Annotated in this window: 10 protein-coding genes; 8 read left to right on the forward strand and 2 right to left on the reverse strand. The window is 27.3% G+C overall.

Annotation, left to right across the window (positions count from 1 at the left end; all coding sequences use genetic code 11):
- The first annotated feature begins 71 nt into the window (after positions 1–71).
- From I4V63_RS10335 to rlmD, 4 genes are all read left to right on the forward strand, one after another.
- Positions 72–785 (forward strand): helix-hairpin-helix domain-containing protein, encoded by a 714-nt coding sequence (locus I4V63_RS10335; RefSeq protein WP_196001175.1) that lies wholly within the window; start codon positions 72–74, stop codon positions 783–785.
- A gap of 126 nt (positions 786–911) precedes the next feature.
- Positions 912–1,583, forward strand: a complete 672-nt coding sequence (locus I4V63_RS10340) for a hypothetical protein (protein WP_196001176.1) — start codon at positions 912–914, stop codon at positions 1,581–1,583.
- 43 nt (positions 1,584–1,626) lie between these two features.
- A complete protein-coding gene (locus I4V63_RS10345) occupies positions 1,627–2,034 on the forward strand; it encodes a hypothetical protein (protein WP_196001177.1) in 408 nt (135 codons plus the stop codon).
- A gap of 162 nt (positions 2,035–2,196) precedes the next feature.
- The gene (gene rlmD, locus I4V63_RS10350) at positions 2,197–3,552 is read left to right on the forward strand and encodes a 23S rRNA (uracil(1939)-C(5))-methyltransferase RlmD (RefSeq protein WP_196001178.1); all 1,356 of its coding nucleotides are present in this window, start codon (positions 2,197–2,199) and stop codon (positions 3,550–3,552) included.
- Between the two features lie 51 nt (positions 3,553–3,603).
- On the opposite strand, the gene I4V63_RS10355 is transcribed toward rlmD, so the two are convergent.
- Both I4V63_RS10355 and I4V63_RS10360 read right to left on the reverse strand, forming a co-directional pair.
- Positions 3,604–6,381 (reverse strand): ABC transporter ATP-binding protein/permease, encoded by a 2,778-nt coding sequence (locus I4V63_RS10355; protein ID WP_196001179.1) that lies wholly within the window; start codon positions 6,379–6,381, stop codon positions 3,604–3,606.
- Between the two features lie 180 nt (positions 6,382–6,561).
- Positions 6,562–7,128 (reverse strand): TetR/AcrR family transcriptional regulator, encoded by a 567-nt coding sequence (locus I4V63_RS10360; RefSeq protein WP_196001180.1) that lies wholly within the window; start codon positions 7,126–7,128, stop codon positions 6,562–6,564.
- Positions 7,129–7,355: 227 nt separating this feature from the next.
- Here I4V63_RS10360 and I4V63_RS10365 point away from each other — a divergent pair, with 227 nt between their 5' ends.
- The 4 genes from I4V63_RS10365 (at position 7,356) to I4V63_RS10385 (ending at position 12,752) form a co-directional block, all read left to right on the forward strand.
- Positions 7,356–8,057: an ABC transporter ATP-binding protein gene (locus tag I4V63_RS10365; RefSeq protein ID WP_196001181.1), complete on the forward strand. Its 702-nt coding sequence runs from the start codon at positions 7,356–7,358 to the stop codon at positions 8,055–8,057.
- Between the two features lie 12 nt (positions 8,058–8,069).
- Complete coding sequence (locus I4V63_RS10370) at positions 8,070–10,700, forward strand: ABC transporter permease (RefSeq protein WP_196001182.1); 2,631 nt, start codon at positions 8,070–8,072, stop codon at positions 10,698–10,700.
- A gap of 233 nt (positions 10,701–10,933) precedes the next feature.
- Entirely contained in the window at positions 10,934–11,722 is a 789-nt protein-coding gene (locus I4V63_RS10375; protein WP_196001183.1) for a YwaF family protein, read from the forward strand.
- Between the two features lie 628 nt (positions 11,723–12,350).
- Positions 12,351–12,752 carry a MerR family transcriptional regulator gene (locus I4V63_RS10385; RefSeq protein ID WP_196001184.1) on the forward strand — a complete coding sequence of 134 codons (402 nt, stop codon included), beginning with the start codon at positions 12,351–12,353 and terminating at the stop codon, positions 12,750–12,752.
- Positions 12,753–12,776 lie beyond the last annotated feature (24 nt).

Here is a 12,776-nt window from a genome sequence, read left to right on the forward strand (position 1 = left end):
AATTTACATATTAAGTTTATATATGGAAATTATGTTAATAATTATAATGAGGTTAATAAGTAGGTGAATAAATGGATAATGTAAAAGAAAAATTAAAAAATATATTTCAAGAGAAAAAAACAATAGGCTTAACAGTAATATTAATTTTAGCTCTTATAGTTTCTTTAATGACATATGGAAAGAATAAAAGTAATGTTTTTAAAGATGAATATATGAATAATATTTTTATTGATGAAAATGATAATTCTGGAGATAACCAAAATAATAATAGTGATGATGAAAGTGAAATATTTGAAGGAGATTCAAGTTTAATAGTTAATAATGCAAATATTAATGGACAGAAAGAGAATTTAATTGTTGTAGAAATTAAAGGGGAAGTTATTAATCCAGATGTATATACGTTAAATGAAGGAAGTATAATTAAAGATTTAATAGAAGTAGCTGGAGGATTAACTGATCAAGCTGATATTTCGAATATAAACAGAGCAAAAGAAATAAATAATCATGAGCTTGTAATAATTAGAAATATTAATGATTTAGTAAGTGATGAAGAGATAGAAATTAATGTAATGCAAGAAGTAGAGAGTGATGATAGTAAAATTAATATCAATACGGCTGACTTAAGTAAACTTAAAGACATTCCAGGCATAGGAGATGTAAAAGCTAATTCTATTATTATGTATAGAGAAGAGAATGGTGGATTTAAAACAATAGAAGAATTAAAAAATGTTGATGGAATAGGAGAAAAAACTTTTGAAAAGATAAAAGACAATATAAAAATATAATTCTTAATGTGAATTTTAAATAAATAAGTTAATAAACGCATTTAAATGAAAGGTTATTAATGTTATAATTAATAGGATTTAGGAAAGCATAATATTATGCTAATAAAGATATAGGGGGAAAACAACATGAAGAGAAATGTAATAGCTTTAGCATTATGTACAGTTTTAGCTATTAGTGTTGTAGGATGCTCAAGTAATAATGATGGTAGCAAAAGTTTATCAAGTGATAATTCAAGAACAGTAGTTGAAGATACTGAGGTATTACCAGGAACATGGTCAGAAGATTATAGTAGAGATGAAGTAAAAGCATTATATGATAAAGCACTAGCAAGCGTTGAGTCAACAGCAAAAGGATATTCATTAGAATATGAAGTAACTGAAAATGAAATAAAAGAAGAAAATAGTGAGTCAATTAATGATACATATATATATTTAGATATTCCAGAAGCAGAGAGATTGGAAAGTATGTATTTTGGCTTTAAACAATATGGGTCTGATTTAGCAAGTGGAAAATTAGAAATGAAGATGGGTTATAATTTAGATAAAAAAACTATATTAGAAGGACAAAAGTTTGAATTTGAAAACTTATCTTTAGCAGCATTTTCACAAGCTTTTACAGGGGATTATGAAAGAGATTATACTGAATTAGACAAGCAAATATATGACATAATTAAAAATGAATCTGGAGATGAAATACAAACAATTGAAAATAATCTTGATGGTTTAAAAGAAACAATAACTATAACAGATGATTTCTTATTGTATAAGTTGGAAAGTAGGGTATATAACTTTAAGTAAATAATAAGCTTTAATTATAAATATAAGTCCTATGGAGGTAGAAATGGTGAATAACAATGAAGAAAAGCTAAACAAGGGTGAAGGCCAAAGTGATGATAAAAATATAAATTTATCAAATGAAAAATTAGAAGAGGCTGAAGTTTATTTAGCTGAAGAAAAAGTAGCAGAAGCTAAAGAATTTATTAGAGACGAAGAAATCAAAAATGATGGCAAGTTATTACACTATACTAAAGTTATATTAAGTGGAGTGTTAGATCAAATATTTGCAATGTTATTAGCAATGCTTATATTTGGAATATTTGCTTTAGTGATAAGATTATTTGGGTATAAAATTGCTATGAGAGAAGAAGTGTTTTTAATTACGTATATTATAAGTAACGTATTCTATTATCCATTAATGCAAGAATTTTTACATGGAAAAACTTTAGGAAAAAAATTTATCTTCAGATAATATGTGTTACACCTCTATATAATTATAGAGGTGTTTTTCTTTTAGTTTTAAGGTATAATATTAAAAGCTAGAAGTTAAGAGATAATATTATATTTAAATATTATTGGATGACTTAATAGGAACTTAAAAAAGATGATTAAAATATAAGGATTGGAGTACAAGATGAAAAGAGGAAGTCAGTTAACATTAAAGATAAATAGCTTAGAATTTCCATCAACAGGAATATCAGAGTGTGAAGGAAAGAAAATTTATGTAAAAGGAGCTTTTCCAGGGCAAACAGTAAAAGCAACAGTTAAGAAAAAGAGAGACGAATATGCTGAAGCAAAACTTGTAGAGGTTATTGAAAGAGCTGAATATGAAATACCAGCACCATGTCCTCATTTTGGCGTATGTGGAGGATGTAGTTCACAAAACTTAACTTATGAAAAACAATTAGAGTTTTTAAGTGATGAAATATGTGAACTTTTTGAAGCTAAGGATTTACCAATGGGAATGTATCTTGGAGTAAAGGGGAGCGAAAATTGCTGGGAATATAGAAATAAGATGGAGTTCACTTTTGGTGATTTAGAAAAAGGTGGAGAGCTTACTTTAGGAATGCATATGAAAGGTAAGTCTTTTGGTGTATTAACTGTTGATAGCTGTATGATAGTTGATGAAGATTTCAGAACTATTCTTAAAATAACTGTAGATTACTTTAGAAAAACTGGATTACCTTATTATAGAGTAATGAAAAGAGAAGGTTACTTAAGACACTTAGTTATTAGAAAAGCTACTAATACTGGTGAGCTTATGGTTAATTTAGTAACTACAACTCAAATTGATTTTGATTTAACTGAATATACTGAATTACTTAAATCTCAAAATTATAAAGGTGAATTAGTATCTGTATTACATACTGAAAATAATTCTTTATCAGATGCTGTTATACCTGAAAAGGTAAATGTGTTATTTGGAAGAGATTACATAGTTGAAACTTTACTTGGTCTTAAGTTTAAGATATCTCCTTTCTCATTCTTCCAAACTAATTCTAAAGGAGCTGAATCTCTTTATAGTTTAGTTAGAGACTTTATGGGAGATGGTGAAAATAAAGTTGTATTTGATCTTTATTGTGGAACAGGTACAATTGGTCAAATAGCTGCACCTAATGCTAAAAAGGTTGTTGGACTTGAACTTATTGAAGAAGCTGTTGAAGCTGCAAGAGAAAATGCTAAGCTAAATGGATTAAATAATTGTACATTTATAGCAGGTGATGTTGCAGAAACTATTAAGAAAGTTAAGGATAAACCAGATATAATTATCTTAGATCCACCAAGAAGCGGTGTATCTCCAAAGGCGCTTGATTATGTAATTAGATTTAATGCACCAGAGATTATATATGTTTCTTGTAACCCTAAGACTATGGTTGAAAACTTAGATGTATTATTAGCTCATGGATATAAAGTTGATAAGAGTACAGTTAAGGATATGTTCCCAAATACTCCTCATGCTGAGACAGTTGTAAGATTAATTAAGAAATAGTTATCAAGGAAAAAAGGCCTTATTATTAAGGCCTTTTTGTGTTTATGGAAATTATTCAGTTCTAAGAGCTGTAACAGGATCTTTCTTAGCGGCTTTTTTAGCGGGAACAAATCCACCAATAATAGTAAGAATCATACTAAGTATAATTAATGCTATTGCGCTTACTATAGGTAATGAGGCATTAATAGTATCTAAATTTAATATAGAGTGAATTATAGCATTAATAGGAATTAATAATAATGCAGAAATTCCTACGCCTAATAATCCAGAACAAAGTCCAATAATAAATGTTTCAGCATTGAATACTTGAGAGATATTATGCTTTGATGCTCCAATAGCACGTAAAATACCAATTTCTTTGGTACGCTCCATAACAGAGATAAATGTAATAATTCCAATCATAATTGAAGAAACAATAAGGGAAACTGCAACAAATGCAATTAATACATACGATATAACATCAATTATAGTAGTAATAGAAGATAATAGTATTCCAATATAATCTGTATAACTAATTTGATCTTCTTCACTTGCAGTTGAATTATAATCTTCAATACAATCAGAAATAGCCTCTTTATTTTCAAAACTATCTGTATAAATACTAATAGATGATGGTGCATCTAAACTTACTACACCAAAAGTAGTCATGTTATCATCATAAGTTCCAGTAGAAATATATGCATCATAAATTTTAAGAAGTGTGTCATCATCAGGTGACTTTAAGTATTCATCTAACATAGCAGCAAGTTGCGCTTCACTCATAGTTGATATATCTGGTGTTCCGGATTGCATTGATGTCGATCCTTCTTCACCTTCAACAGAACCAGTAGATTGAGAATAGTACATAATAGTTTTAAATAAATTTGCTTTATCAGAAACACCAAGTCCTTCTAAGTATTTCTTTGTATCTGCTAATTTTTCATCATCACTAGATGGTGAGAATTCCATTCCATTTAGCACATTAATAGTTGGGCTTTCTTTTTGAGCCTTAACAATTTCACTATTATCTGTATATTCAATAATATAATCGGTAAGTGCTTTTGTATATCCAATTGCGCTAGTAATAGACGTATTATTATCATCTTCTTTTGGACGAACAACACCTGTGATCTTTAATTTTATAGCACTGTCCATTAATTTTTCCATTTCATTTACATCATCTTTTATTGATGTAAAGGTACCATTATCATTTGCAATATAAGTATCACAGTCTGGAATCATATATAATTCTTGATTAATTATATCTTCATATTTCCAACTTTTACTTTCTAATTTAACTTCTTCACCGTTTTCAATTTTTGTAATTAATTCTTTATATTCAGAACTTGGTAAAATACCTAATTGATAAAGTGTAGTAGCAGAAATTTCATTGTTTTGATCTAATGTAAGTATAACTTCGTCATATGCAGTAGGCCAATCACCATATAATAGGTCATAACTATCCTTAATAGCATTACTTACTGATATACCGTCTTTACCAGGAATCAATTCTTCAAAGTTATTTGAACTAGATGAAAATCTACTGATTTTAGATATAGGCATTGATTGCATAGCAGATATTCCTATAGTTGTATTTGTAGAAGTATTTTCATCTGTAAGTGTACTTCCATCTGTATTTACAAAAGTTCCTTCTGAATCCTTTGTATATACACCAAATTTAGTATCATAAGAATATATAATACCATTTTCACCTACATATTGATTTATTTCATTATCAGGATCATCTAGATACTTTTTAAATTCAGTTAAGTTATTTTCAGTAAAGCTACTTGTCATAGTAGAGGCCATTTCAATACCAGAATTATTTGAATAAATTGCATCTAAATCATGATCGACATCACTAGATTTTCCAGGGGTAGGTCCTCCTGAAGACATTATACTGTTAAGATCAATGGTTTCAGCTTCAATAGATATAGGATATGATGACATAGTCTCTTTTTGAATATCATCAATATAGGTATTTACACCGTTACTTAATGATAAAATTAAGGCAATTCCAATAATGCCTATAGAGCCTGCAAATGCTGTTAAAAGTGTTCTTCCCTTTTTAGTTTTTAAGTTATTAAAGCTTAAAGATAAGGCAGTTAACAATGACATTGAGGCTTTTCCCATATTTTCATGTTTAGGTGGAGCCAGGTTTTTAATATCAACCTCATATGGGTTAGAGTCGCTTATAATATGTCCATCTTTTACTTTAACAATACGATTAGCATATTCTTCAGCTAATTCTGGATTATGGGTTACCATAACAACTAGTCTATCTTTAGCAACCTCTTTTAATAAATCCATAACTTGGATACTAGTTTCACTATCAAGTGCTCCTGTTGGTTCATCAGCTAATAATATTTCGGGATCATTTACTAATGCTCTTGCAATAGCAACACGTTGCATTTGGCCTCCAGACATTTGATTAGGTTTCTTATGAAGTTGCTTTCCAAGTCCTACTTTTTCTAGTGCCTCTGTCGCGCGTTTTTTTCTTTCTGACTTAGATATGCCAGAAATAGTTAAAGCTAATTCAACATTTGAAAGAACAGTTTGGTGGGGTATCAAGTTATAGCTTTGGAATACAAAGCCAATGGTATGGTTTCTATAAGAATCCCAATCTCTATCCTTATATTTTTTTGTTGAAATGCCATTAATAATTAAATCACCACTATCATAACGGTCAAGGCCTCCAATAATATTTAATAAGGTGGTTTTTCCTGAACCACTAGGACCTAAGATAGCTACGAACTCGCTATCTCTAAGATTCAAAGATACTTCATTAAGTGCAGTTTGTACTAAATCGCCAGTAATATACTTTTTACTTATTTTCTGAATTTGAAGCATTTTTTTGTTCACTCCTTACTATATATTTGAAATAGCAATACTTGCTTTGGCAATATTATGTATTTTATACTACTTTTATAAATTGAAAGTAAACTAATTTGTAATAAATTAAAAAATATTATTTATTTTAAAATAAAAAAGAAAATCACCTAATTTATAGGTGATTCCTGGTTTTTATATTTATTTGACTATTTCTCTATTAAAAGTATTAATATTATTAATTATTTCAGTAAGTTCATAAGGTGATTGAGGTAAGTCATTTTCTAGCCAAGCTTCGATAATTGAAGTGCATCCACCTACTGAATATCTTATAAAGTAATCTATATTAGATTTAATAAATTCATTTGAATTACTACATAGTTTTTCAAAGTCTGCTTTACTAGCAACAGATAGAATTCGTTCTAAGATTCTATTATCTTTTTGTTTACAAAATAGTACTTTACACAAATCTTTATTTTCTACTATTAATTCAAGAACTTTAAGTAATAATGAATTAGAATATTCTTCAACAGGAGTTTGATTTATATAGTCAACTATTATGTTAAATAGCTCATCTTCTATAGATTGAAGTAGATCAAATGCATCCTTATAATGAGTGTAAAAAGTTCCTCTATTTATATCTGCTTTTTTACATATATCTGTTACAGTAATTTGATGGATCTCTTTGCTTTGTAATAACTCTATTAAGCTATCTCTAATAACCTTTTTAGTATATATAATCCTACGATTACCTTTTATTCCTGCCATATATATTCTCCTTTATATTATTTTTTAGATAATTTATATATATATGTTATTTAATAAACAAATTAGTAAAAAAATGTGTATTTAATAACGTTATTAAAATATGTGCTTATTGCCTATAAGTATTAACTTCCGTATACTGTTTATTGTACTATTAAACATACAATATGTCTATTTAATGACATGAAGTAAAAAGTATAATCTTAAGGAAAGTGAAGGAAATGTAAAAGATGGCATATATAGACGTACAAGATGTATACAAAAGATATAAAATTGGTGAAAACACAGTTGTAGCAAACAATGGAGTTAACTTTTCTATTGAAAAGGGAGAGTTTGTTGTAATTTTAGGACCTAGTGGAGCAGGTAAATCAACAATACTTAACATTTTAGGCGGAATGGATAATTGTGATGAAGGAAAAATAATAATTGATGGTATTGATATATCAAAGTTTAATGATAGAGAATTAACTAAATATAGAAGATATGATGTTGGATTTGTATTTCAATTTTATAATTTAGTACAAAATTTAACTGCAAGAGAAAATTTAGAACTTGCTACGCAAATTTCAAATAATGCATTAGATATAGATAAAACTTTAGAATTGGTTGGGATTTCTCATAGAAAAGATAACTTCCCAGCACAATTATCTGGTGGAGAACAGCAAAGGGTTTCTATAGCCAGAGCAATTGCTAAAAACCCTAAATTATTACTTTGTGATGAGCCAACAGGGGCTCTTGATTACAATACAGGAAAACAAGTTTTAAAAACCTTACAAGATACATGTAGAAAAATGAAGACAACAGTAATAGTGATAACTCACAATTCTGCAATTGCACAAATGGCTGATAGAATTATAAAAATTAATGATGCAAAAGTTAGAAGTATAGAATTAAATGATAATCCACTTTCAGTTGATGCTATCGAATGGTAGAGGTGAGATAGTATGAGAAATAGGGCATATAAAAAATCAATAAAAAGAGAAATAATATCTTCAAAGGCAAGGTTTTTTTCTATATTAGTAATTATCTTTTTAGGTGTTGCTTTTTACTCTGGAATTAAGTCAGCAGAACCAGATATGAAAAAAGCAATAAATAAATTTTATGATGAACAAAATTTAATGGATAGTAAAATTGTATCAACATTAGGGTTAACTGATAAGGACTTAGAGATACTTAATAATGATGATAAGATATTAGACTTTTATGGAAGTCATACTATAGATATAAATTTAACTAATATAAATAATTTAGTAAGATTCATGGAATATGATAATGAAAATAATATAAATAATTTTGTTGTTATAGAAGGTAGATTACCAGAAAATGCTGGAGAAATAGCATTAGATGAGAGAGCGTTTAGATTAAATAAAAATTTTAAAATTGGTGATGAATATATAATTGAAGCTGATGAAGATACTATGGAGCCATTTAATGAAACAAAGTTTAAAATAGTCGGTATTATAAGAAGTCCAATGTATGTTGAAAAAGACTCAAGAGGGGTAACTTCTGTTGGGAAAGGAACAATTGATTATTTTGCAGTATTAAATAGTAAAGATATTTCTATGGAGGTTTATACTGAAATTTATCTAAGATTTAAAAATGTACAAGACTTAGATGCTTATGGTGATGAGTATGAAAAGTTAATGGAAGAAAATAATAAGTATCTAGAAGATTTGTTTGTAAATAGGGTATTAGATAGGGCAGAAGAGGTAAAATCTGAAGTTGAAAAAGAATTCGATAATCCATATAAAGAAATAGAAGATCAATATCAACAAATTATAGCTGCAGAACAGCTGGGATATTCCAACGCAGAGCTTAATGAAAGCAAGCAAAAATTATTAGAAGCAAAAGAAGAAGTTGAGAATAAAGAAAAAGAAGCAATTGAAAGTATAGGAGAAAGTAAATATTATTTCTTTGATAGAACTGATAACCAAGGATACCTAGGATATAAGGATTCTATAGAATGTTTAGGAAATATTGCTTCAGTATTACCTATGTTTTTCTTTTTAGTTGCAATATTAATTTGCTTAACAACAATGACAAGAATGGTAGAAGAAAATAGATTAGAAATAGGTACTTTAAAGGCTTTAGGATATAAGGACTTGGAAATATCATGGAAATATATAATATATGCTTCAATTGCAAGTATTTTAGGTAGTGTATTAGGTATATTGATAGGAAGCACAGTATTACCAAGCATAATTAGTAATGCTTATGAAAGTATATATAATGTACCTAAAATAATACTATATTATTATCCAGTATATATTATTCAGTCTATGGCTATATCAATTTTATGCACTGTTGGAGCTGCTTTATTTGTTATAAAGATTGAACTAAAAAGTAAGCCAGCTAACTTAATGAGAGCTAAAGCTCCTAAAATAGGGAAAAAGATATTATTAGAGAGAATTACACCATTATGGAAAAGATTAAGTTTTAATCATAAGATAACTTTAAGAAATATATTTAGATATAAGCAACGTATGATAATGACTGTATTAGGGATTGCTGGATGTATGGCTTTACTTGTTACAGGCTTTGGGTTAAAAGATTCTAATGCAGGAATGGTAGACAAAGAGTTTAATAAGATATGGAAATACGAAGCCATAGTAATATTAGATGAAAACTCAAGTGATGAAGAATATAAGAAATATAATGATACTTTAACACAATTAAAAGGTTATAAAGATAGCATAAATATTCATCAAGAGTCATTTACATTTAGTAAAGAGGGTATGAATAAACAAACAGCTACTTTATACGTGCCACAGAATATTGATAAATTTGATGATTTTATATTATTAGATGATAGAGTTTCAGGTGAAAAGTATGATATTAGTGATAATGGAGTTATTATTACTGAAAAATTATCAAAGCTTTTGGATATATCAGTTAATGATACAATAACATTAATTGATGAAAATAATAATAGTTATGATGTTAAAGTAGATAAGATAACTGAAAATTATGTTGCACATTATTTATATATGTCACCATCATATTATCAAAAAATCTTTAATAAAGAACAATTATATAATGCTCAACTTATAAATTTTAATGATGATAAGGAAAGTGATGATGAAATTTCTTCTAAGCTTTTAGAATGTGGAAATGTAAGTAATGTTACTTTAAAATCACAAATTCAAAAGACCACTGAAGATTCAAATGATAGTATGAACTTGGTTATGATAGTAATAATAGTAGCAGCAGGTTCTCTTGCATTTGTAGTTTTATATAATTTAAATAATATAAATGTATCAGAGCGTATAAGGGAGTTATCAACTATTAAGGTATTAGGTTTCTTTAACAAGGAAGTTACTATGTATATATCAAGAGAAAATATAATATTAACATTAATTGGAGTTATTGTAGGATCAGCATTAGGAAAGATTTTGCATACATTTATAATTAATACGGCAGAAACAGATACTATGATGATGTATCCTAATATTTCAATTTATACGTATATATTTTCAGCATTATTAACTATATTATTCTCAGTAATTGTTATGATTTTAATGCATATTAAGTTAAAAAGGGTTAATATGATTGATGCATTAAAATCTAATGAATAGATAAGAATGCTTTTATATTGTTAAGAAGTAAGAGAGGTTGCTATAAATAATTTATAGCAACCTCTTTTAATAGTTATTTTTGAATATATTATATCCATTATCATTAGTTTGAATAAAATAATATTGGTGAGTTTTTATATTTTTTATGATTTAAACAAGTGAAGAGTTTAAAGGGAGGAGTAAATTTTTTAATCGTTTATTTCAAAATAAATATGAAAGTGAGTGTTTGTATAATGGATATATTTAATCAGTTTTGGGTACCAAGAGGAATATACAAGCCTTGCGGGATGTTTACAGAAGGGCATATGATATTATTATTAATTAGTGTATGTGTAGTAACTTTTTTATTGATTGTTTCAATAAAAATAACCGTAGAAAAAATTGATATATTAACAAAATTATTTGCAGTTATTTTAACATGCTTAGAAGGAATAAAGATATTTTTTAATTTTTATTGGGGATATACAAAGGTTAATTATTGGTTTCCGATATCATTTTGCTCAATATTTATTTATGCTTTATGGATGAGTGGATTTACTAGTGGGTATTTAAAGAAGATAGGGGATTCATTTATTACAGGAGTAACAGTAGTTGCAGGAGGTGCATATTTATTATTTCCATCTACTTCGTTAACTGTATATCCAATAGGACATTATTTATGTATTTATAGTATGTTATTTCATACATTAATGATTTATATGGGAGTAGTATATTTAAGAAAAAAACAAATAAGTCTAAATTGGAATACATTTAAAAAGTTTGTTGTGATTTATTTATTTTTTGCTGTAATTTCTATTTTTATTAATAATATAAGTGGAAGCAATTTAATGATGTTATCTTCACCAGCTAATATTCCATTAAGGTTTCTTCATACTTTATATGGAATCAATGAATGGGCGTATACAGGGTTTGTATTCATAGTATATTTATTTGTACCGTATTGGGGAACTTCATATACATTAAAAATAATAAAAAAAGCAACAACAAGAAAAATAGAGAAGAATTTAAAGGGTATAATTTAGAAGTATAAAATAGATAAAATAAATATAGTAGGAATGAACTGCTCCCTGTCAAGTAGACAGGGTAAATAATAAAAAATTATGCTACTAAGGTGTGGCTCCTATATTCAAATGGAGCCATGCCTTTTAATTTTTTTTGTAATCTTTTGATATTGTAAAATTCTATATATTCATTAATATCTTGTTCAAGTTCTTCATAGGTATCGAACTTTTTTAATTTGAAGTATGAAGGTGTTATTTATAAGAAAAATTAAGGTCCTAAAAATAAGGTGGGCTTAAGATTACTATTTGCTCCAGATGTGGTACAAGGTCTAGATAAAAGATTTTAATTGTATAATAAAGAAACTATATTACTGATATGAACATCATCCAGAATATAGACGGGGTAAATAATAAAACAAAATTACATATGAGTTAGAAGAAGGAATGGTTAAAAGGTATTTCTTCTTTTTTTATTTAAAAATATTAGACAATACAAGTAAAGGTTTAAATGACAAAAAATACAAAAATATTATGAAAATTTCAGAGGAAATTTATCAAGAAAATGATTAATTTGATGAGTAATGTAAAAATATATTATTTGACATAGAGTGCACTCTACCACTTATAATGAAGTTATAGGAGGGATAAAATGGAATATTTGATTAAAGATGCATCGAAAAAACTTAATATTTCAATATATACTCTTAGATATTATGATAAAGAAGGATTAACGCCATTTGTAAAAAAGGATGAAAATGGGGTAAGAAAATACGCTGAAGAAGATTTAGAATGGATAAGAATGTTAATAAATCTTAGAGATATTGATATGCCTATTTCAAATATAAAAGAATATATTCAATTATATCTACAAGGTGATAAAACTATAGATGAACGTAGAGATTTAATATGTAGGTATACAGAATATATAAAAAAGAAAATTGAAAATACAATAAATAATTTAGAAATGGCAACGGAAAAATTAAAGCGATATGATTCTGCGGTAGCAGATATATTGGATGATAAAGAGTTATTTGAGTTTAATAAAAAATAATATAAGTAAATTTTGGCCAAAGTT

It is taken from the genome of Clostridium sp. 1001271B_151109_B4 (genome assembly GCF_015670405.1).
In the GTDB taxonomy this organism is placed as follows: domain Bacteria; phylum Bacillota; class Clostridia; order Clostridiales; family Clostridiaceae; genus Clostridium.

Excerpts from the sequence above, each read along its gene's own strand:
- I4V63_RS10335 (WP_196001175.1), top strand. The coding sequence starts at position 72 with ATGGATAATGTAAAAGAAAAATTAAAAAATATATTTCAAGAGAAAAAA.
- I4V63_RS10375 (WP_196001183.1), top strand. The coding sequence starts at position 10,934 with ATGGATATATTTAATCAGTTTTGGGTACCAAGAGGAATATACAAGCCT.
- I4V63_RS10365 (WP_196001181.1), top strand. The coding sequence starts at position 7,356 with ATGGCATATATAGACGTACAAGATGTATACAAAAGATATAAAATTGGT.
- I4V63_RS10370 (WP_196001182.1), top strand. The coding sequence starts at position 8,070 with ATGAGAAATAGGGCATATAAAAAATCAATAAAAAGAGAAATAATATCT.
- I4V63_RS10385 (WP_196001184.1), top strand. The coding sequence starts at position 12,351 with ATGGAATATTTGATTAAAGATGCATCGAAAAAACTTAATATTTCAATA.
- I4V63_RS10360 (WP_196001180.1), bottom strand. The coding sequence starts at position 7,128 with ATGGCAGGAATAAAAGGTAATCGTAGGATTATATATACTAAAAAGGTT.
- I4V63_RS10345 (WP_196001177.1), top strand. The coding sequence starts at position 1,627 with ATGGTGAATAACAATGAAGAAAAGCTAAACAAGGGTGAAGGCCAAAGT.
- I4V63_RS10340 (WP_196001176.1), top strand. The coding sequence starts at position 912 with ATGAAGAGAAATGTAATAGCTTTAGCATTATGTACAGTTTTAGCTATT.
- I4V63_RS10355 (WP_196001179.1), bottom strand. The coding sequence starts at position 6,381 with ATGCTTCAAATTCAGAAAATAAGTAAAAAGTATATTACTGGCGATTTA.
- rlmD (WP_196001178.1), top strand. The coding sequence starts at position 2,197 with ATGAAAAGAGGAAGTCAGTTAACATTAAAGATAAATAGCTTAGAATTT.